Here is a 19727-nt window from a genome sequence, read left to right on the forward strand (position 1 = left end):
GTGGTCAGAGTGTCCTGAGAAGTACCGTCGGGTTTTCCACGCAGTCGGCCACGTACCTCAGGAAGCCGCCCGCCGTGCCGCCGTCGCAGACCCGGTGGTCGAAGGTCAGGGAGAGTTGGACGACCTGGCGGACCGCCAGCTCACCCTCGTGGACCCACGGTTTCGGGACGATGCGGCCGACTCCGAGCATCGCCGCCTCGGGGTGGTTGATGATCGGGGTGGAGCCGTCGACGCCGAAGACGCCGTAGTTGTTCAGGGTGAAGGTGCCGCCGGTGAGGTCCGTGGGGGTGAGCGTGCCGGCGTGGGCCGACTCGGTCAGGCGGGCGAACTCCGCCGTCAGGGACTCGGCGTCGCGGGCCTGGGCGTCGCGGACGACGGGGACGACCAGGCCGCGGTCGGTCTGCGCGGCGAAGCCCAGGTGGACGTGGTCGAGCCGGACGATCTCGCGGGCCTCGACGTCGACGTAGGAGTTCAGCTCGGGGTGGCGGGCCAGGGCGGCCGTGCAGATCCGGGCGAGGAGCGCGAGGAGGGAGATCTTCGGGCCCGCCGCCGCGTTCATCGCGGTGCGCGCGCGCATCAGCTCGGTCGCGTCGGCGTCCACCCAGCAGGTCGCGTCGGGGATCTCCCGGCGGCTGCGGGAGAGCTTGTCGGCGACCGCGCCACGGATGCCCTTGAGGGGGGTGCGGGTGCCGGAGGGGGCCGTCAAGGGAGTGGGCGCGGTCCTGGGGGCGGCGGCGCGGGCCGCGCTGACCCGCAGGGCGTCCTCGACGTCGGCGCGCAGGATCAGGCCGTCGGGGCCCGAGCCGGACAGCCGGCGCAGATCCAGGTCGTTTTCCCGGGCGAGGCGGCGGACCAGAGGGGAGATCACCGGGACGGGGCCCTCGGTGAGCGGAGCGGGCGGTGCGGGCACCTGCGCGTGGAGCGCCGCTTCCGCGACGGCGGTGTGCGGTGCCGGTTCCGGTGCGGTACCCCGGTCGGCCGTGCCGTTGGCCCGGTCCGGGGCGGTGTTGCGGATGCGTCGGCGGCGTGCCGGAGGCGTCCCCGTGCCGTATCCCACCAGGACGTTGCCGGAGCCCTCCGCCTCGGGGACCGTGGTGGCCTCGCCGACGGCGACCGTCAGGAGCGGGGCGCCGACGGGCAGTTCGGTGCCCTCCTCGCCGAAGCGGGCGGTGACCACACCGCCGTAGGGGCAGGGGACCTCGACCATCGCCTTGGCGGTCTCGACCTCGACGACCGGCTGGTCGATCGCGACGACCTCGCCCACCTGGACCAGCCAGGTGACGATCACCGCCTCGGTGAGCCCCTCCCCGAGGTCGGGCAGTTTGAACTCCAGCACCTGTGCCATCAGCCCTCGGCCTCCCACTGCAGACGCGCCACCGCGTCCAGGATGCGGTCGACGCCGGGCAGGTGGTGGCGCTCCAGCATCGGCGGCGGGTAGGGAATGTCGAACCCGGCCACGCGCAGCACCGGCGCCTCCAGATGATGGAAGCAGCGCTCGGTCACGCGTGCCGCGATCTCCCCTCCCGGTCCGCCGAACCCGCCCGACTCGTGTACGACGACCGCGCGCCCGGTGCGCCGTACCGAGGCGCAGACCGTCTCGTCGTCGAACGGCACCAGGGAGCGCAGGTCGACGACTTCGAGGTCCCAGCCCTCCGCCTGGGCGGCCTCGGCGGCTTCGAGGCAGACCGGTACGGACGGGCCGTAGGTGATGAGCGATGCGCTGCGTCCTGTGCGGCGCACCACCGCGCGGCCGATGGGTTCAACGTCCGTCGGGTGCTCGGGGTTCCAGGTGTCCTTGGACCAGTACAGGCGCTTGGGTTCGAGGAAGACGACCGGGTCGTCGGAGGCGATGGCCCGGCGCAGCAGGCCGTAGGCGTCGGCGACGGTGGCGGGGGTGACGACGTGCAGGCCGGGGGTGGCCATGTAGTAGGCCTCGGAGGAGTCGCTGTGGTGCTCGACGCCGCCGATGCCGCCGCCGTAGGGGACGCGGACGGTGATCGGGAGGGGCATCCGGCCGCGGGTGCGGTTGCGCATCCGCGAGACATGGCTGATGAGTTGTTCGAAGGCGGGGTAGGCGAAGGCGTCGAACTGCATCTCCACGACCGGGCGCAGTCCGTACATGGCCATGCCGACGGCGGTGCCGAGGATGCCGGCCTCGGCGAGGGGGGTGTCGGTGCAGCGGGTCTCGCCGAACTCCTTGGCGAGGCCGTCGGTGACCCGGAAGACCCCGCCGAGGGTGCCGACGTCCTCGCCCATGACGTGCACGGCGGGGTCGGCGGCCATGGCGTCCCGCAGCGCGCGCGTGAGCGCCTGCGCCATGGTGGCGGGCTTGACGGCGACGGTCGTCATCGGTGGCCGCCTTCCTGGTCCTGCTGCTCGGCCTCCAGCTCGGCGCGGAGCAGGGCGCGCTGTTCGCGCAGTTGCGTGGTGGCCTCGGCGTACACCTGGTCGAAGAGGTGCATGGGGTCGGGTTCGGGGTCGCGGTTCATGCGTTCGCGCAGGTCGGCGGCCATCGTCTCGGCGTCCTCGCGGGCCCGCCGGACGGTGTCCTCGTCAAGGAGTCCGCGGTCGGTCAACTCGCGCTCCAGGAGCAGGATCGGGTCGTGGTCACGCCAGGTGTCGACCTCGGTGTCGCCGCGGTAGCGGGTGGCGTCGTCGGCGTTGGTGTGGGCGTCGATCCGGTAGGTGACCGCCTCGACCAGGGTCGGGCCGCCGCCCTCGCGCGCGCGCCGTACGGCGTCGGCGAGGACCTCGTGCACGGCGGCCGCGTCGTTGCCGTCGACCAGGCGGCCCGGCATGCCGTATCCGACGGCCTTGTGTGCCAGGGAGGGGGCGGCGGTCTGCTTGGCGAGCGGGACGGAGATGGCGAAGCCGTTGTTCTGGACCAGGAAGACGACCGGGGCCTGCCAGACGGCGGCGAAGTTCAGGGCCTCGTGGAAGTCGCCCTCGCTGGTGCCGCCGTCGCCGACCATGGCGAGCGCGACCACGTCGTCGCCCTTGAGGCGGGCCGCGTGGGCGAGGCCGACGGCGTGCGGGAGCTGGGTGGCGAGGGGGGTGGAGAGGGGGGCCACGCGGTGGGCGTAGGGGTCGTAGCCGGTGTGCCAGTCGCCGCGCAGCAGGGTGAGCGCCTCGACGGGGTCCACGCCCCGGGCGATCACCGCGAGGGTGTCCCGGTAGCTGGGGAAGAGCCAGTCGCGCTCTTCGAGGGCGAGCGCGGCGGCGACCTCGCAGGCTTCCTGGCCGGTGCTGGAGGGGTAGACGGCGAGGCGGCCCTGTTTGGTGAGGGCGGTCGCCTGGGCGTTGTACCTGCGGCCGCGCACGAGCTGGGTGTACAGCCGGCGCAGCAGCTCCGGGTCGGCCTTGGCGGCCGACTCCGTCCCGAGGACGCGGTACGGGCGCTCGTCGGGCAGCAGCGGCGCGGGGTCCGTCCGGGGCTGCCAGGCGGGCGGCGGCGACGGGCGGTATGCGCCGCGCTGCTCCATGACCGTCATGACGGCACCTCCTCATGGGGGTGGCTACAGGAGACGGATCGCCTGTGACCCGTCCCACCTACCGATTGTTCGGTCGTCGGCACATTTTGGCTACAGGCGGCTCCAGGCTGTGGACAAACGGTTCTCCACAGCCTGGAATGAACGCAGTACGTCCATGGTAGGGAGGCGGGGGGACATGGCACCTGAACAAATGGCCGAAGGGCCGCAGGACCGCGCCGCACTGCCGCCCGCGCGCCCGCTGGACGCCATCGATCAGGACATCCTGCAGATCCTCCAGGCGGACGGCCGGGCATCGATACGGTCGGTCGCCGAACGCGTCCACGTCTCGCGCGCCAACGCCTACGCGCGTATCAACCGGCTCATCGAGGACGGGGTGATCCGCGGTTTCGGCGCCCGCGTGGACCATGAGCGGGCCGGCCAGGGCACCTCGGCCTACATCACGCTGAAGATCGTCCAGAACAGCTGGCGCACGGTCCGCGAGCAGCTCCGGCAGCTGCCCGGCGCCTCCCACATCGCCCTGGTGGGCGGGGACTTCGACGTACTGCTCCTGGTGCACACACCCGACAACCGGGCGCTGCGCGAGCTGGTGCTGACCCGGCTCCAGGCCATCCCCGAGGTGCTCAGCAGCCGCACGCTGCTGGTGTTCGAGGAGGAGGACCTGGAGCCGCAGGGCTGAGGTCGGTGCGCGGGCCCGGGACGGCCGCCGGGGTCAGTGCGCGCGCAGTCCGGAGAAGGCGAGCCGGACGACCGCTTCGGAGACCTCGCGCTCGCTCATGCCGTGTCCGTTCGGGCGGTACCACTCCACGATCGAGTTGACCATGCCGAAGACCAGCCGGGTGGCGAGGCGCACCTCGACGTCAGCGCGTATGTCCCCCTCGGCGGCGGCCGCCTTCAGCAGGTCGGCGACCCGGTGGTCGAAGTCCCGGCGCCGCTCCAGCGCCCACCGCTCGGTGTCGGTGTTGCCGCGCACCCGCAGCAGCAGCGTCACATAGGGCAGTTCGGTGATCAGCACCTCGACCATGCGCCGTACGACGTGCTCCAGGCGGTCGGCGGCGGGGCCCACGCGCGCGTGCTCCTCGTCGAGGATCCCGAACAGTCCGTCCAGGGCCCGGCTGACCGCGCGGCGCAGCAGCTCCTCCTTGCCGGAGACGTGGTGGTAGATCGACGACTTGGAGATGCCGGCCGCCTTGGAGAGGTGCTCCATGGAGGTGCCGTCGTAGCCGCGCTCGTTGAAGACCTGGACGGCCACCGAGAGCAGGGTCTCGGGGGTGTAGGTGTCGCGCTTGGCGGTGGTCATGAGGCGCCCTCCCGCTTCTCGGTGGCGTAGGCGTGGCGGTAGAGCGCGAGGGAGGGCGCGTAGCGGCCGCTCGGATCGCGCAGGTGCAGGTCGTCGAGGAGGTCGTAGGCGAAGTCGCGGCCGAGGCGGCGGCTCCACTCGAAGGGGCCGAGCGGGTAGTTGACGCCCAGGCGCATCGCGGTGTCGATGTCCTCCTCGGTGGCGACGCCCTTGGCGACGGCGTCGTGCGCGAGGTCGACGATCCGGGCGACCGTGCGGGCGACGATCATGCCGGGGACGTCGCCGATGACGCTGACCTGCTTGCCGAGCGCCTGGAAGAGGCCGATGGCCTCGCCGAGGGTCTGGGGCAGGGTTTCGTGGCCCGCGGAGAGGGCGATCCGGGTGGCGCGGCGGTAGTCGAGGGCGAGGTCGAAGTAGACGACGTCCCGGAACTCCACCGAGGTCTGGCCGTCGGCCAGGACCAGCTGGCCGCCGCTGGGCAGGACCAGGCGGGTGCCGTGGTCCTCGTCCTCCTCACGGACCTGGATGCCCGCCTCGCGGATCAGCGCGAGCACTTCGGCCGCGGGGCCCAGGTCGCCCTCGGCGACGACGTAGGCGGGCCGGTCGGCGGGCTCGGCGGTGTGCGGCTCGGCGGGCTCGGCGTCGTCCGCGTAGTCGTACCAGCCGTGCCCGGTCTTGCGGCCGAGACGGCCGGACTCGACCAGCCGGCGCTGGGACAGGGAGGGCGTGAAGCGGACGTCCTGGAAGAAGGCCTGCCACACGGAGTGCGTGACGGACTCGTTGACGTCCTGGCCGATCAGGTCGGTCAGTTCGAAGGCGCCCATCCGGAAGCCGCCGCTCTCGCGCAGCACCGCGTCGATGGTGGCCGGGTCGGCGGCCTGCGCCTCGTGGACCGCGAAGGCCTCGGCGTAGAAGGGCCGCGCGATGCGGTTGACGATGAAGCCGGGGGTGTCCGCGCAGGCGACCGGCGTCTTGCCCCAGGAGCGTGCGGTCTCGTACGCGCGCGTGGCCGACGTGACGTCGGTGGCGAACCCGGAGACGACCTCCACCAGCGGCAGCAGCGGGGCCGGGTTGAAGAAGTGCAGGCCGACCAGGCGGGAGGCGCTGCGCAGGGCTCCGCCGATGGCCGTCACCGACAGGGACGAGGTGTTGGTGGCGAGCAGACAGTCCTCGTCGACGATGCCCTCCAGGGCCCGGAAGAGCTCCTGCTTGGCCTCCAGCCGCTCCAGGACGGCCTCCAGGACCAGCGCGCAGTCGGCGAACTCGGTGAGTTCGCCGGCGGGCAGCAGCCGGGCGCGGGCGGCGTCCCGGGCGGCGGCCGTCATCCGGTCCTTCTCGACGAGCCGGTCGAGGCGGGCGCCGATCGCCTCGGCCGCCTCCTCGGCCCGCCCGGGGACGGTGTCGTACAGCCGGACGGGATGGCCCGCGACGAGTGCGACCTGGGCGATGCCCTGGCCCATGGTGCCGGTGCCGACGACTCCCACGGTGCTGCTGAGGTCGAGTGCTGTCATGTGCGCGATCCTCCCGCACGGGGTTTTCCACAGATGCGGCAGGCCCCCTTGTCCCGACCGATCGTTCGGTTACTCTAACTCTGTCCGGCCGTTTCCGCCCAGGTCATGAGCTTCGAGGGGAGCTCATCAGACGAGGAGTTGGTCCCGCATGACCGCCGAACTCACCGCGCACGAGCTGATCGCCAAGCACCGGCCCACGCTTGACCAGGCGCTGGAGGCGATCCGCACACGCGCGTACTGGTCCCCCCATCCCGAGCACCCCAAGGCCTACGGCGAGCACGGCAGCCTGGACGCGGCGGCGGGCAAGGCCGCCTTCGACGCCCTCCTCGGCAACCGCATCGACCTCCGCCAGCCCGGCACCGACGACTGGACCGGCGGCGAGGTCTCCCCGTACGGCATCGAGCTGGGCGTGACCTACCCGCATGCCGACGTCGACACACTGCTGCCGGCGATGCAGGCCGGGCAGCGCGCGTGGCGCGACGCCGGCGCGGAGGCGCGTGCGGTGGTGTGTCTGGAGATCCTCAAGCGGATCAGCGACCGGACGCACGAGTTCGCGCACGCGGTCATGCACACCAGCGGCCAGGCCTTCATGATGGCGTTCCAGGCGGGCGGTCCGCACGCCCAGGACCGCGGCCTGGAGGCGGTGGCCTACGCCTACGCGGAGCAGGCCCGCACCCCCGACGCGGCCGAGTGGAGCAAGCCGCAGGGCAAGCGCGACCCGCTCGCGCTGACGAAGACGTTCAAGCCGGTCCCGCGCGGCATCGCGCTGGTCATCGGCTGCAACACGTTCCCGACGTGGAACGGCTACCCGGGCCTGTTCGCCTCCCTCGCCACCGGCAACGCGGTCCTCGTGAAGCCGCACCCCCGCGCGGTGCTGCCGCTGGCCCTCACCGTGCAGGTCGCCCGCCAGGTGCTCGCCGAGGCCGGCTTCGATCCGAACCTGGTGGCGCTGACGACGGAGCACCCCGGCGAAGGCATCGCCAAGACGCTCGCGACCCGCCCGGAAATCAGGATCATCGACTACACCGGTTCGACCGCCTTCGGCGACTGGCTGGAGGCCAACGCCCGCCAGGCGCAGGTGTACACGGAGAAGGCCGGCGTCAACACGGTGCTGGTGGAGTCGACCGACAACTACAAGGGGATGCTCTCCAACCTGGCCTTCTCGCTCTCCCTGTACAGCGGCCAGATGTGCACCACCCCGCAGAACCTGCTGATCCCCCGCGACGGCATCCGCACCGACGAGGGCCCGAAGACGTACGACGAGGTGACCGCCGACATCGCCCGCGCGGTCGACGGCCTGCTCGGCGACGACGCCCGGGCGAACGCGCTGCTCGGCGCCATCGTCAACCCCGACGTCAAGGCCCGCCTGGAGGCCGCCGCCGGGCTCGGCGAGGTCGCCCTCGCCTCCCGTGAGATCGCCAACCCGGAGTTCCCGGACGCGGTCGTGCGCACGCCGGTGATCGTGAAGCTGGACGGGGCCAAGCCGGACGACGAGGCCGCCTACATGAGCGAGTGCTTCGGCCCGGTGTCCTTCGCCGTCGCCGTCGACTCGGCCGCCGACGCGGTGGAGCTGCTGCGGCGGACCGTCCGCGACAAGGGCGCGATGACGGTCGGGGCGTACACGGTCGACGCCGACGTGGAGCGCGCGGTGGAGGAGGTCTGCCTGGAGGAGGCGGCCCAGCTGTCGCTGAACCTGGTGGGCGGGGTGTACGTGAACCAGACGGCCGCCTTCTCCGACTTCCACGGCTCGGGCGGCAACCCGGCGGCGAACGCGGCGCTGTGCGACGGGGCGTTCGTGGCGAACCGGTTCCGGGTGATCGAGGTGCGCAGGGAGGCGTAGGCGCGCGGGGCGCGCGGTCGGCCGACGTCAGCGGCAGGCTCCGCTCCTGGCTGTCGCCGCCATCCTTTTGGCCGCCGCAACGGCGCTCCGCCACGACGGCGTTGATCGGCGGTGCCGAGCCGGGCGGTGCCGCCGTTGTGGCGGACGGTTGCGCGGCCGGTGCGGCGCCGTCGGGGCTGGTCGCGCAGTTCCCCGCGCCCCTTACGGGGCGCTCCAGTGGAACAGGGTCATGGCAACACTGGTGGCCAGGTTATAGCTGCTCACCTGAGGGCGCATCGGCAGCCGCAGCAAGTCGTCGGCTCGCGCGCGCAGGTCGGCCGAGAGTCCCGTCCGCTCCGAGCCGAAGGCGAGGATCGCGTCGTCGGGGAGCTTCACCGCCCTGATGTCCTCGCCCTCCGGGTCCAGGGCGAACAGCGGGCCCTGGGGCAGCTCCGCCACCGTCAGCCGCTCCACCGCCGTGGCGAAGTGGAGGCCCGCACCACCGCGGACGACCGTCGGATGCCAGGGGTCGAGGGTTCCGGTCGTGATGACTCCGGTCGTTCCGAAGCCCGCGGCCAGGCGGATCACCGCGCCCGCGTTGCCCAGGTTGCGCGGCTCGTCGAGGACCACGATCGGGGCGGTGCGCGGGACACGGGCCAGCTCACGCAGGTTGGCCTCGCGGGACGGCCGTACGGCCAGGGCGGCGACCGCCGTGGGGTGCGGGCGCGGGACGAGGGACGCGTACGTCTGCGACGGCACCTCCGTCAGCAGTGCGGCCAGCGGCTCCCGTACGTCCGGCGCCAGCTCGTCCGCCAGGGCCAGCGCCGCCGCCCGGTCCGTCGTGACCGCCACCGGCACCTCCGCGCCGAAGCGCAGCGCGTGCTTGAGGGCGTGGAAGCCGTCGAGGAGGACGGCGGAGCCGGCCAGCCGCGCCCAGTGGTCCAGGGGGTCGGTCATGCCCCGAAGCCTACGCGGGGCTGTTCGTCGGCCTCCGGGAAGCGCTGCACGGGCAGCTCGGGGTCGGTCCGGCGGAAGACGCGGTCACGCGCGCGTGCCGCCCAGCCGCCGAGCCGGTGCAGGAAGGAGGCCGGCAGGAAGACGGAGTCCGCCGCGATCATGGCCAGCGAGAAGAAGGGCAGACCGAGGACGACCGCGATCACCGCGTGCTCGGTCATCATCGCGGCCAGCAGCACGTTCTTGACCCGCCGGTTGAACAGCGTGAACGGGAAGGCGACCTGCACGATGACCGTCCCGTAGGTCACCAGCATCACCAGCGTGCCGTTGGCGGACAGCAGGTCGGCGAGGGCCGGCCAGGGCGAGAAGTAGTCCAGGTGGAGCGGGTAGTAGACGGCGGTGCCGTCCTGCCAGCGGGAGCCCTGGATCTTGTACCAGCCGGCGGTGGAGTAGATCAGGCAGGCCTCGGCCATGATCACGAACAGGGCGCCGTTGTGCAGGATGTTGGCGATGACGTCCAGCAGTATCCGGGGCTCGGGCGTGCGCGCCCAGCGGCCTGCCGCCCACCACAGTGCGGCGCCCGCCCAGGTCGCCCACAGGACGGCCGGGACCAGCCAGCCGCCGCCGGTGCGGCCGGTGAGCGCCGCCACGAGCAGCACGAGACCCGACACCGCCCACAGGGCGGGGCCCGCCCGGTCGGGGGCCACTCGCTCGCCACGCGCGCGTGCGGCACTCGCGCGGGCCGCCCTGCGCGCGTCCAGCGACCACACCTGGCCGCAGCGCGTGAACACCAGGTAGAAGGACATCAGGTGCAGCACGTTGTCGCCGCCGTCGCCCACGAACACGCTGCGGTTCTGCAGGGACAGCACGCCGATCATGAACAGCAGGGACGTGGCGCGGGTGCGCCAGCCCACCAGCAGCAGGGCGCTCGATACGACGGCGAGGAAGTAGAAAACCTCGAAGAAGGCCTGGCTGTCGGAGGCCAGCAGCGCCGTGAAGGCGTGGTTGTCGGCGGTCAGCTGCTGGGCGAGGTCGAAGCTCCAGGGGCCGTCGGGGCCGTACAGCTCCTGGCGGTGCGGGTACTCGCGCAGCAGGAACAGCAGCCAGGTGGCGGCGAAGCCCATGCGGACGACGGCCGTCTGGTACGGGCCGAGCGCCGCCTCGGTGACCCGGGCGATGGCACGGGACAGGCACAGGGCGAGACGGTTCACCGCACACCGCCGTTCGCTTCGTCCGCGGTGACCGTCCACCACGGGAGCACCCGGTAGACGGGCGTGTCGGAGACCTTCTCGCCGCTCCAGTCCGGCGGCGGCACGTTGGTGGTGCTGGAGCGCACCTGGACGCGCTCGATGGTGCCCTTCTGGCTCGTGGCGTCCCCCGCGTACATGCGCATCACGACGATCCGGCGCAGGTACTGCTCGGACAGGGAGCCGCGCAGGCCGATCGGCCGGTTGTCGGTGCCGTGCGTGGTGACGAAGAAGTCCCAGGCCCGGCGCAGCTCGTTCTGCACGGTGTGGCTGGGCAGCAGGCTGCCGTCGATGGCCCTGCCGTCCTGTGCGGACAGGTCGTTCCAGCCGGTGGTGGTCGTGGTGCCGTCCTGCATCAGGACGTCGGCACGCACCTGTACGGCGATGTTCTGCTGCAGCGGGTTCGGCGCGAAGAGCTTCCAGTTCTGTTCGAACTCCGGGTACACCCACTCCTCGATCGCCTTGCCGTGCTGCTTGGTCACCGTGTTCGCCGGCGCCACGCTCAGGAACACCATCCCGAGGTGCACGCAGGCGGCGACCGCCACCAGGGCGAGGGCGAAGGCCGCGCCGACCTGGTAGCGGGGGGAGAGGGCGGCGACGCCGGAACGGGGGAGGGCGGGGGATTGCGTGGTCGGGGCCGGCGGGCCGGGGGACTCCGCTGCCGCGGCAGGGGGGTCGAGGGGCTGCCGGCCCGGTGGGCCCGGTGGGGCGGACTCCGGCTCCGGACGCCTCCCGCTCGGGCCGTCCGGCCCGTGCGGGGCGTCCGCGCCCTCGTCGTACGCGTCGTCCATGCCGCCCCGTTCCCCGATCCCGCCACGTCGTCCGGGCGGCCGATCCGGGACCGCCGGGTGTGCCGCTGCCCGGCACTCGCACGGAACGGTACTCAGCACCGGCCGTCGGGCGCAGCCCCGGGGACGAGGCCGACGGCGTGGCCATCGCCACTCCAGGCGCGGCCGCCGGCCCTCACGGCGCGGGGCACCGAGGCCGCGCGCCGGAGGTCACCGCAGGTCATACGACGTCCGGGCACGCCCACCGGCCACGCTCCCGCGAGTTGTCCACAGACCGCGGCCGACGTTTTCCACAGGGGTTGATCGCTCGCACGGGCTCGGCGACCATGGGAATGGCCGAAACCGAACGATCGGACGGGACGGCGTCCGTGCTTCCCTGCCCGGGGTCAGGCGTTCGCGACCCGGGCGCGGAGCATGCGGCGGACGGAGTCCGAGCGCTCCAGGAGGGTGTTGCGGACCACGGGGGCCGCCTCCTGCGCCGCCTGCCGGGCCTTCTCGATGTACGCGGGATCGATGGCGTACGGCGGGAAGAGGTGGGAGGTGTAGGTCATCGCCGGGATCATGCCGCCCTGGTGCAGCTCGGGGATCGCGGCCAGGTAGTGCTCGGCGTAGGGGGCGAGCCGGGCGTCCTGGCCAGGGCGCCAGAAGGCGGCCGCCACCGGGGAGACCGCCTGGACGGGCACCTCGCGGTCCACGGCCAGCCGTCGCCAGACCTCGGCCTTCGCGGCCGGGTCGGGGAGGGCGGCCCGGACGGTGAGGGCACGGACCCAGGCGTCGGGGTCGGGGTCGCGTTCCAGCAGGGCGGCGGACTCGGCGGTGACGTCGCCGCCGAGTTCGGCCTCGCGGACGAGGGCGCGCCAGCGCAGGTCGACGTCGGCGCCGGCCTGGTCCCGGAGCCAGGCCAGGTCCTCGGCGCCGGTCGCGGTGCGGGCGAGGCCGCGCAGGGCGACCTGGCGGCGGCCCGGGTCGGCGGCGAGCCGCCGGCAGACCTCGGCGACGGCCTCCGACAGCGCGGGGCGTTCGGCGGGCGGGGCCCAGAGTTCGGCGATGTTGGTGACGAGCGTGAGGTAGGGCTCGATCACGGCGTCGGACGTCTCGGCCGCGAGCAGCGCGGTGAGGCAGCGTCCGGCCTCGGCCGCCGTGGCCTCGCCGGCCGTGAGCATGTCCCAGACGGTGGCGGCGGCCGCGCCCCGGGAGATGGCAGTGGGCAGCTGGGCCGCCGCGCCGAAGAGGGTGTCGCGGGTGGTGGGGTCCGGGCGGGTGGTGGCGAAGGTGAGGTCGTCGTCGTTGATCAGGAGGAGGTCGGACGTGGCAGGAAGGCCGGTGACGGGGGTACGGGCCTCGGTCACCTCGACGCGGACCAGCGCGGTGCGTTCCAGGGCGTCGCCGGTGCGGTCGTACGCGCCGACCGCCAGGACCTGGGGGCGCGGGTTGCCGTCGGCGACCAGGGTGACGCTGTCGCCGACGTGCTCCAGGGTGAAGCGGTCGGTGCCCGCGGTCTCCAGCCAGGCCTTGCGCCAGGCGGCCAGGTCGCGGCCACTGGCCTCGGCGAGGGCGTCGATCAGATCCTGGAGGGTGGTGGTGCCCCAGGCGTGACGGGCGAAGTAGGCGGCCATGCCGGTGCGGAAGCGGTCCTCACCGACGTAGGTCATCAGCTGGTGGAGGACGGAGGCGCCCTTGGGGTAGGTGATGTTGTCGAAGATCGACGCGGCCTGGGCGACGTCCTGGATGGGCTGGTGGATCGGGTGCGAGACCGGGCCCTGGTCGGAGAGGTACGCCTTGAGCTTGTCGCCGACGAGGTGGCCCGCCCAGGCGTCGGTGTAGCGGGTGGCGCCCTCGGCGGCCCAGTGGCAGGCGAACTCGGCGAAGGCCTCGTTCAGCCAGAGGTCGTCCCACCAGCGCATGGTGACGATGTTGCCGAACCACATGTGCGCCATCTCGTGCAGCAGCACCACCGCGAGCAGCTCGCGCTCGGCGGGCGTCGGCGTGGCCCGCCGCAGAAAGGCGTCCGACCAGGTCACACAGCCGTAGTTCTCCATCGCGCCGCCGAACTCGGGCATGAAGACCTGGTCGTACTTGCGCTGCGGGAACGGCATCGCGAAGGCCTCGGCGAAGAAGGCGAGGCCCTGGGCGGTGAGGGTGAAGACGTCGTCGGCGTCGCGTTCCAGGACCTCGGCGAGCGAGCGGCGCGCGTAGATGCCGAGGTCGTGGCCGTCGGCCTGGCGGCGGATCTCGTGGAAGGGGCCGGCGTTGACGACGGTGTTGTACACGGACAGCGGCGGGGTGTCCGGGAAGCTCCAGCGGCGGGCCGCGCCCTGCTCCTCGATCCGCGGGTCACCGGAGTTGCTGAGGACGGTCCAGGCGGCCGGTGCCGTGACGGTGAAGGCGTGCGGGGCCTTGAGGTCGGGCTGGTCGAAGCAGGCCCAGACGAAGCGGGCCTCGTCGGGTTCGAAGCTCGTCCAGACGTACACCTCGCCGTCGGCGGGGTCGACGGCCTTGTGCACGCCCTCGCCGGCGGTGGTGTCGGCCTGGACGCTCTCGACGCGCAGCACGTTGTGCGCGGCCAGGGCGGGCAGCGGGATCCGGCCGTCGTCGGAGGGGGTGAGGGGGGTGCCGTTCAGGGTGGCGGCGCGGACCTCGGCCGCGCAGTCGACGAAGGTCTCCGCGCCGGGCTCGGAACAGGTGAAGGTCACCGTGGAGACGCAGCGGACCTCCGGTCCGTCGGGCAGGGCGGTGAGGTCGATGTCGATGTCGTACCGCTCGACCGCGATCAGCGCGGCCCGGTGTTCGGCTTCGGTACGTGTCAGGCTTCGGATCCCCATGTGTCCTCCCTCGTGTGTCCGTCCCCCATCGGCGGACAGCGGCCGTCAGCCTACGACGGGGAGAGCCGGTCATCGCAGCTGTTTTAGGTTCCCTTCTTCTAGAACCTGTTCTATCTTGACGGACCGTCAGATCAGCGGAGACCCGCCGGGAGGACAGGACCGTGGACTTCACCTTCACCGAGGAGCAGTTGGCGGCGGCCGAGGCGGCGCGCGGGGTGTTCGCCGGGGTGGCGCCGGACGCGGTGCCGAGCCCGGCGCTGACCACCGGTGCCGTGGCCGAGGGCTTCGACCGGGAACTGTGGGACAGACTGGCCGGCGCGGATCTGCTGAGTCTGCTGCTGGGCGAGGAGTACGGCGGGGCGGGTCTGGACGCCATCGCGCTGTGCCTGGTGCTGCGGGAGTCGGCGAAGGTGCTGGCCAGGGTGCCGTTGCTGGAGCACAGCGCGGCTCTGGCGGCCGTACAGACGTATGGGGCGGCGGAGTTGAGGGATCGGCTGGCGGCGCGGGCGGGGCGGGGCGAGCTGGTGCTGACCGTCGCCGCGAGCGGGCGCACCGGGCACGACCCGGCGGAGTTGGCGGTGACCGCGCGGCGGGACGACGACAAGTGGGTACTGGACGGGGTGCAGACGGCGGTGCCGTGGGTGTACGACGCCGATCTCGTCGTCGTACCGGCGCGGACGGAGGCGGACCGGAGCGTGCTGGCACTGGTGGCGCCGGGAGGCGAGGGGATCGCTGTCGCCGAGCAGGTGTCGACCAGCGGGGAGCGGTTCGGGGAGTTGCGGCTGGAGTCGGCGCGGGTCGCGGGGCGGGATGTGGTGACGGCGGAGGGTGCCTGGGAGTGGCTGCGGGAGCTGCTCGCGACCGGGACGTGTGCGCTGGCGCTCGGGGTGGGTGAGCGGGTGCTGCGGATGACCGCCGAGTACGCCGGGAAGCGGGAGCAGTTCGGGTATCCGATCGCCACGTTCCAGGCGGTGGCCGTGCAGGCCGCCGACCGGTACATCGATCTGCGGGCCATGGAGGCGACGCTGTGGCAGGCGGCGTGGCGGATCGCGTCGGGGGCGGCTGGGGCGCTGCCGGCGGCCGGGGATGTGGCGGTGGCGAAGATCTGGGCGGCGGAGGGGGTGCGACGGGTGGTGCAGACCGCGCAGCATCTGCACGGGGGGTTCGGGGCCGACACCGAGTATGTGCTGCACCGGTATCACGCGTGGGCGAAGCAGATCGAGCTGGCGCTCGGGGGGGCCGGGGTTTATGAGGAGGCGTTGGGGGATCTGCTGGCTGCGCATCCACTGGGGTAGGGGATAAGAAAAAGCGGGTGCGCCCGGTCGTAGGGGATCTGCGGGTCGGTGGGGGCTGGTCGCGCCCACGCGGCGGAGCCGCATATCGATACAGCCCCGCGCCCCTTACGGGGCGCTCCAGTGCGGGGCGCCTCGATGTGGGGCGCCTCGATGCGGGGCGGTCCGGCGGGTGGGTTCCTGATTCGTCCCGTCAGACGACGAAGCCCGGCTCGCCCTCGTCCGTGATGACCTCTCGGCCCGCTGCCTGCCATACCTGCATGCCGCCGTCCACGTTCACCGCGTCGATGCCCTGCTGGACCAGGTACATCGTGACCTGGGCCGAGCGGCCGCCGGAGCGGCAGATGACATGGACGCGGCCGTCTTGGGGGGCCGCCTCGGTGAGCTCGCCGTAGCGGGCCACGAACTCGCTGATCGGGATGTGCAGGGCGCCGGCGGCGTGGCCCGCCTGCCACTCGTCGTCCTCGCGGACGTCCAGCAGGAAGTCGCCGTCCTTGAGGTCCCCGACCTCGACCGTGGGCACACGCGCTGCGAAGTTCATGTCCCCGACGCTACCCGACCGGAGCGGGGCGCTACTCCTGGGTCAGCAGGGCCGCCAGTTCCGCCTCGCGTTCGGCCACGTCCTTCTGGAGCCGGCCGGCGATCTCCTCGAGGAGGGCATCGGGGTCGTCCGGGGCCAGCCGGAGCAGGCCGGCGATGGGGCCGTTCTCCAGCTCCTTGGCGACCAGGGCGAGCAGCTCCTTGCGCTCGGAGAGCCATTCGAGGCGGGCGTAGAGCTCCTCGGCCCGGCTCGGCCTGCGCTCCGGCGGGACCGGGCCGGCCGCCCATTCCTCGGCCAGCTCCCGCAGCAGGGCCTCGTCGCCGCGGGCGTAGGCCGCGTTGACCCGGCTGAGGAACTCCTCGCGCCGCTCCTGCTCGGTCTCGTCCTGCACCAGGTCGGGGTGGGCCTTGCGGGCCAGCTCGCGGTAGAGCCGGCGGGCCTCCTCGCTGGGGCGGACCCGCTGCGGAGGCCGGACCTCCTGCTCGGTGAGCATCGCGACGGCCTCCGGGAACAGGCCGTCGCCGTCCATCCAGCCGTGCAGCAGTTCCTCGACGCCGGGCATGGGCAGGACCCGGGCCCTGGCCTCGTCGGCGGCGCGGATGTCCTCGGGGTCGCCGGTGCGGGCGGCCTTGGCCTCGGCGATCCGCGCGTCCAGCTCCTCGATGCGGAGGTAGAGCGGGCCGAGTTTCTGTTCGTGCAGGCGAGAGAAGTTCTCGACCTCGACGCGGAAGGTCTCGACCGCGATCTCGTACTCGATCAACGCCTGTTCGGCGGCCCGCACGGCCCGCTCCAGCCGCTCCTCGGGCCGCGGTGCCTGGGACTGCTCAGCTTCCGGGGTCGTCACCCGACCAGCCTAGGGCCTGTCGCCGTCGGCGGTGGCCGGGACCCACTCGGCGACCGGATCGGTGCAGGCCACGGCGAGGGTGCCGGGGCGGCACGCAGGCTCGTGGGTGCGGCCGTGCGGGTGCGGGAGTGTCCCGTCGGGGATCACACCCCGAGCTCCGCCGCTATCCGCCCCGCCCGCACCGCGGTCACCAGTTCCTCGTGGTCGGCCTCCGTGCGGTCGGCATAGGCCACCGCGAACGCGGCGATCGCCTCGTCCAGCTCCTCGTTCTTGCCGCAGTAGCCGGCGATCAGGCGCGGGTCGGCGCTGTGCGAGTGGGCGCGGGCCAGCAGGGCGCCGGTCATCCGGCCGTAGTCGTCGATCTGGTCGGGGGACAGGGCGGCCGGGTCGACGCTGCCCTTGCGGTTGCGGAACTGGCGGACCTGGAAGGGACGGCCGTCCACGGTGGTCCAGCCGAGCAGGATGTCGCTGACCACCTGCATCCGCTTCTGGCCGACGACCACCCGGCGGCCCTCGTGGTCGACGGCCGGCGTCTCGAAGCCGGCCGTGGCGAGATGCGGGACGAGCGCGGACGGACGGGCCTCCTTGACCTGGAGGATCAGCGGCTCGCCGCGGTGGTCGAGGAGGAGGACGACGTAGGACCGGGTGCCGACGCTGCCGGTGCCGACGATCCGGAAGGCGACGTCGTGCGGGGTGTGCCGGGCGAGCAGCGGGTGGCGGTCCTCGGAGAGCGTGGTCACGTAGTGCTCCAGGGCCGCGGTGACCGCCTCCGCCTCCGCGTCCGGGACCCGGCGCAGCACCGGCACGGCGTCGACGAAGCGACGGCCGCCGTCCTCGGTGGGCTCGGTGGAGCGGGCCGCGAACCGGCCGCTGGTGTTGGCGCGGGCCTTCTCCGAGACCCGGCGCAGGGTGCCGAGCATGTCGTGGGCGTCGGAGTGGGAGACCAGTTCCTCGTCCGCGATGGCGTTCCACGCGTCCAGCACCGGGAGCCTGGCCAGCAGACGCATGGTGCGGCGGTAGGCACCTGCCGCGTCGCCCGCGGCCTTGCGGCAGGTGTCCTCGTCGGCGCCCGCCTCCCGGCCGGCCAGCACCAGAGAGGCGGCGAGCCGCTTGAGGTCCCACTCCCAGGGGCCGAGCACCGTCTCGTCGAAGTCGTTCAGGTCGATGACGAGGTCGCCGCGCGGGTCGCCGTACAGGCCGAAGTTGGCCGCGTGGGCGTCACCGCAGATCTGGGTGGCGATCCTGGTCATCGGGGTGCGGGCCAGGTCGTGCGCCATCAGGCCGGCCGAACCGCGCAGGAACGCGAAGGGACTGGCCGCCATTCTCCCGACCCTTATCGGGACCAGCTCGGGGATGCGGTCCCGGTTGGACTCCTCGACCGCGCTCACCGCGTCGGGACGGGAGCCGTCCAGGTCCAGGGCGTCGTGGCCGCGGCGCGGGACCGCCGAACGCAGCGCCTTGCCCTCCTCCTTGGGGGAGCCCTTCGGGGGCCACTGCGCAAAGCCCTTCGGCGCGGGCAGCTTGCGCCCGCCGGCCCTCGTCAGCTCTTCCGGTCCGGTCACGTCGACCGCCTCCCCCGTACTCCGCACACACACTCACGAACATCAACTCGTGGAGACGGTACAGGCGGGGGCCGAAACTCGTCAGACCCTGTGGATAACTTCGGGGCGGTTAGGGCGGTTTGGTCCACGCCGTCGTCCATCCGCGGGCCGGTGGGGGTTGTTCGCGCCCCTGTCGAGGCGGGACCAGTGGACCCACCTTCTTGAGGGCGCGGGGAACTCACTGGTCAACACCATGGTGATGGCGGCCTCCGACCGGGTGCGCGAGTTCGCCGGGCTGCGGCTGGCCGGGGCCGGCCGCGCGCAGATACTGCGGCTGGCCGGGGCCGAGGCGCTCATGGTGGTCGCGGTCGGGGCGGTGCTGGGGCTGCTGGTGACCGCCCTCGACCTGGCGGGAATCGCGGCGGCCCTGCACGCCCTGCCGGTCCCGGCCGCCCTCACCCTGCGTGGGCCGCCCTGCCCTGGAGCGCCCGGGCCGTCACCACGGCCGGCTGCGCGGCCCTCGCCGTCCTGGCCTCGGTCGCCCCGGCCGCACGGGCCCTGCGCCGACGTGCGGCGCCCTAGCGGCACGCCGGCGGCGACGACAAACGGGTGCCGATCACCCTCCGGTCGGGCACTACCGGAAGGTCTAGGCCCGTTTGGCGACGGCGGTACGGGCGGAGTGCCACAGAGTGCGGGGGTTGTCCCGGCCGCCGTGCAGTTCGAGCATCGCGTCGACGATCTCCTCGACGCTGCCGCCCTCGTTGACGATGCGGCTGAAGTCGCGCAGGTACTGCTGGCTCGCGCCGATGCTCTCGGGCAGGTCGGGCGCGCCGACACTCTTGTGTCCGGCGACGACGATCCGCGGATTCAGGGCGGCGACGGCGTCCAGGCTCGCGATCCATGCCTCGCGGCTCTGCTCGTCGGTCTCGGCGGTCATCATGTGCACACCGTTGTAGACGACGTCACCCCCGACCACCGCGGCGGCCGAGGGCACGTGCAGGACGGTCGAATGCTCGGTGTCCCCCTGGCCCACGGAGACCGCGCGCAGGACCTGCCCCTCCAGCTCGAACTCCGCGGCGTCCAGCGGCTCGGGCAGCACCGCCGCCTGCGGCAGCTCGCCGGGGAAGCTGGCCTTCCAGTAGGCGGACAGGCCTGGGTCAGCGGCTTCGAACCGGGCGCGTTCGACAACCTCGGGGGTGGCGATTCCCCGGGCGTCGGGGAAGTGCTCCCGGAGGCGGGCCAGGCCGATCCAGTGGTCCTGGTGGCCGTGGGTGATGTAGACGCCGGTGATGCGCTTGCCGAAGCCGCGCACCCACTCGGCGAGCGCGTCGACCTGGTCGAGGGTGACGAGGGTGTCGACGAGGACCGCTTCCTCGGCGCCGGCGATCAGAGTGCTGCTCATGGGCGACCACATCGGGTCGTCGCCCGGCCCCTGGGCGGGGGCGCCGACGAACGGGCGCATGGGTGCGACGTACACGTCGACGGTAAGGGCATCTGAGCTCATGACGGGCCCCTCGGGGGTTGATGACGATGACTCCGACCTCGGACTATGCTATGTAACATAGCATAGTCAAGTGGCG

At 72.8% G+C, this 19727-nt stretch carries 17 protein-coding genes and 1 pseudogene; 4 read left to right on the forward strand and 14 right to left on the reverse strand.

Translation table 11 applies throughout. The features are described 5' to 3' along the window. Window positions 1–4: 4 nt before the first annotated feature. The 3 genes from SSP29_RS11160 to pdhA are packed head-to-tail and all read right to left on the reverse strand — an operon-like array spanning window position 5 to window position 3491. Window positions 5–1345: a dihydrolipoamide acetyltransferase family protein gene (locus tag SSP29_RS11160; RefSeq protein ID WP_089100393.1), complete on the reverse strand. Its 1341-nt coding sequence runs from the start codon at window positions 1343–1345 to the stop codon at window positions 5–7. Then, entirely contained in the window at window positions 1345–2349 is a 1005-nt protein-coding gene (locus SSP29_RS11165) for an alpha-ketoacid dehydrogenase subunit beta (RefSeq protein ID WP_089100394.1), read from the reverse strand. Before SSP29_RS11165 ends, SSP29_RS11160 begins: the two co-directional genes overlap by 1 nt. Continuing rightward, window positions 2346–3491 carry a pyruvate dehydrogenase (acetyl-transferring) E1 component subunit alpha gene (pdhA, locus tag SSP29_RS11170; RefSeq protein ID WP_089100395.1) on the reverse strand — a complete coding sequence of 382 codons (1146 nt, stop codon included), beginning with the start codon at window positions 3489–3491 and terminating at the stop codon, window positions 2346–2348. Before pdhA ends, SSP29_RS11165 begins: the two co-directional genes overlap by 4 nt. Window positions 3492–3666: 175 nt before the next feature. Here pdhA and SSP29_RS11175 point away from each other — a divergent pair, with 175 nt between their 5' ends. Next, window positions 3667–4167 (forward strand): Lrp/AsnC family transcriptional regulator, encoded by a 501-nt coding sequence (locus tag SSP29_RS11175; RefSeq protein WP_383703559.1) that lies wholly within the window; start codon window positions 3667–3669, stop codon window positions 4165–4167. Between the two features lie 33 nt (window positions 4168–4200). Here the strand turns inward: SSP29_RS11175 and SSP29_RS11180 are convergent, their stop codons facing one another. Continuing rightward, window positions 4201–4788, reverse strand: a complete 588-nt coding sequence (locus SSP29_RS11180; RefSeq protein WP_089100397.1) for a TetR/AcrR family transcriptional regulator — start codon at window positions 4786–4788, stop codon at window positions 4201–4203. Then, window positions 4785–6299 carry a 3-hydroxyacyl-CoA dehydrogenase gene (locus SSP29_RS11185; RefSeq protein ID WP_089100398.1) on the reverse strand — a complete coding sequence of 505 codons (1515 nt, stop codon included), beginning with the start codon at window positions 6297–6299 and terminating at the stop codon, window positions 4785–4787. The genes SSP29_RS11180 and SSP29_RS11185 overlap by 4 nt, the downstream gene beginning before the upstream one ends. Before the next feature lie 148 nt (window positions 6300–6447). Here SSP29_RS11185 and paaN point away from each other — a divergent pair, with 148 nt between their 5' ends. Beyond that, window positions 6448–8139 carry a phenylacetic acid degradation protein PaaN gene (gene paaN, locus SSP29_RS11190; RefSeq protein WP_089100399.1) on the forward strand — a complete coding sequence of 564 codons (1692 nt, stop codon included), beginning with the start codon at window positions 6448–6450 and terminating at the stop codon, window positions 8137–8139. Between the two features lie 201 nt (window positions 8140–8340). Here paaN and SSP29_RS11195 read toward each other — a convergent pair whose 3' ends face one another. The 4 genes from SSP29_RS11195 to pepN all read right to left on the reverse strand — a co-directional run bounded on the left by SSP29_RS11195 (window position 8341) and on the right by pepN (window position 13929). Then, complete coding sequence (locus tag SSP29_RS11195; protein WP_089100400.1) at window positions 8341–9075, reverse strand: TrmH family RNA methyltransferase; 735 nt, start codon at window positions 9073–9075, stop codon at window positions 8341–8343. Then, on the reverse strand, window positions 9072–10283 hold the full coding sequence (locus tag SSP29_RS11200) for an HTTM domain-containing protein (protein ID WP_089100401.1): 1212 nt from the start codon (window positions 10281–10283) through the stop codon (window positions 9072–9074). Before SSP29_RS11200 ends, SSP29_RS11195 begins: the two co-directional genes overlap by 4 nt. Further along, window positions 10280–11110, reverse strand: coding sequence for a DUF5819 family protein (locus SSP29_RS11205; protein ID WP_089100402.1), 831 nt, complete (start codon window positions 11108–11110; stop codon window positions 10280–10282). Before SSP29_RS11205 ends, SSP29_RS11200 begins: the two co-directional genes overlap by 4 nt. Window positions 11111–11493: 383 nt before the next feature. Beyond that, window positions 11494–13929 (reverse strand): aminopeptidase N, encoded by a 2436-nt coding sequence (gene pepN / locus SSP29_RS11210; protein WP_089100403.1) that lies wholly within the window; start codon window positions 13927–13929, stop codon window positions 11494–11496. 161 nt (window positions 13930–14090) lie between these two features. Between pepN and SSP29_RS11215 the strand changes: the two genes are divergently transcribed. Further along, window positions 14091–15224 (forward strand): acyl-CoA dehydrogenase family protein, encoded by a 1134-nt coding sequence (locus tag SSP29_RS11215; RefSeq protein ID WP_089100404.1) that lies wholly within the window; start codon window positions 14091–14093, stop codon window positions 15222–15224. A gap of 190 nt (window positions 15225–15414) precedes the next feature. Here the strand turns inward: SSP29_RS11215 and SSP29_RS11220 are convergent, their stop codons facing one another. From SSP29_RS11220 to SSP29_RS11230, 4 genes are read right to left on the reverse strand one after another with little or no spacing between them, the layout of a single operon-like run. After that, the gene (locus SSP29_RS11220; protein ID WP_089100758.1) at window positions 15415–15744 is read right to left on the reverse strand and encodes a rhodanese-like domain-containing protein; all 330 of its coding nucleotides are present in this window, start codon (window positions 15742–15744) and stop codon (window positions 15415–15417) included. Between the two features lie 49 nt (window positions 15745–15793). Next, window positions 15794–16606 carry a hypothetical protein gene (locus SSP29_RS11225; protein ID WP_089100405.1) on the reverse strand — a complete coding sequence of 271 codons (813 nt, stop codon included), beginning with the start codon at window positions 16604–16606 and terminating at the stop codon, window positions 15794–15796. Window positions 16607–16615: 9 nt separating this feature from the next. After that, window positions 16616–16753, reverse strand: coding sequence for a hypothetical protein (locus SSP29_RS58420; protein ID WP_167449898.1), 138 nt, complete (start codon window positions 16751–16753; stop codon window positions 16616–16618). Further along, the gene (locus tag SSP29_RS11230; RefSeq protein ID WP_089100759.1) at window positions 16750–18168 is read right to left on the reverse strand and encodes a DUF2252 domain-containing protein; all 1419 of its coding nucleotides are present in this window, start codon (window positions 18166–18168) and stop codon (window positions 16750–16752) included. Before SSP29_RS11230 ends, SSP29_RS58420 begins: the two co-directional genes overlap by 4 nt. Before the next feature lie 238 nt (window positions 18169–18406). Between SSP29_RS11230 and SSP29_RS61155 the strand changes: the two are divergent. Then, window positions 18407–18487, forward strand: a pseudogene (locus SSP29_RS61155) (hypothetical protein); the annotation flags it as partial. A 306-nt stretch (window positions 18488–18793) separates the two neighbouring features. Here SSP29_RS61155 and SSP29_RS11235 read toward each other — a convergent pair. Then, window positions 18794–19651: an MBL fold metallo-hydrolase gene (locus SSP29_RS11235; RefSeq protein WP_089100406.1), complete on the reverse strand. Its 858-nt coding sequence runs from the start codon at window positions 19649–19651 to the stop codon at window positions 18794–18796. Window positions 19652–19727: the final 76 nt, after the last annotated feature.

The organism is Streptomyces hyaluromycini (assembly GCF_002217755.1).
Taxonomy (GTDB): Bacteria; Actinomycetota; Actinomycetes; order Streptomycetales; family Streptomycetaceae; genus Streptomyces; species Streptomyces hyaluromycini.

Excerpts from the sequence above, each read along its gene's own strand:
- SSP29_RS11195 (WP_089100400.1), bottom strand. The coding sequence starts at position 9,075 with ATGACCGACCCCCTGGACCACTGGGCGCGGCTGGCCGGCTCCGCCGTC.
- SSP29_RS11180 (WP_089100397.1), bottom strand. The coding sequence starts at position 4,788 with ATGACCACCGCCAAGCGCGACACCTACACCCCCGAGACCCTGCTCTCG.
- pdhA (WP_089100395.1), bottom strand. The coding sequence starts at position 3,491 with ATGACGGTCATGGAGCAGCGCGGCGCATACCGCCCGTCGCCGCCGCCC.
- SSP29_RS11185 (WP_089100398.1), bottom strand. The coding sequence starts at position 6,299 with ATGACAGCACTCGACCTCAGCAGCACCGTGGGAGTCGTCGGCACCGGC.
- SSP29_RS11165 (WP_089100394.1), bottom strand. The coding sequence starts at position 2,349 with ATGACGACCGTCGCCGTCAAGCCCGCCACCATGGCGCAGGCGCTCACG.
- SSP29_RS11235 (WP_089100406.1), bottom strand. The coding sequence starts at position 19,651 with ATGAGCTCAGATGCCCTTACCGTCGACGTGTACGTCGCACCCATGCGC.
- pepN (WP_089100403.1), bottom strand. The coding sequence starts at position 13,929 with ATGGGGATCCGAAGCCTGACACGTACCGAAGCCGAACACCGGGCCGCG.
- SSP29_RS11205 (WP_089100402.1), bottom strand. The coding sequence starts at position 11,110 with ATGGACGACGCGTACGACGAGGGCGCGGACGCCCCGCACGGGCCGGAC.
- SSP29_RS11175 (WP_383703559.1), top strand. The coding sequence starts at position 3,667 with ATGGCACCTGAACAAATGGCCGAAGGGCCGCAGGACCGCGCCGCACTG.
- paaN (WP_089100399.1), top strand. The coding sequence starts at position 6,448 with ATGACCGCCGAACTCACCGCGCACGAGCTGATCGCCAAGCACCGGCCC.
- SSP29_RS11160 (WP_089100393.1), bottom strand. The coding sequence starts at position 1,345 with ATGGCACAGGTGCTGGAGTTCAAACTGCCCGACCTCGGGGAGGGGCTC.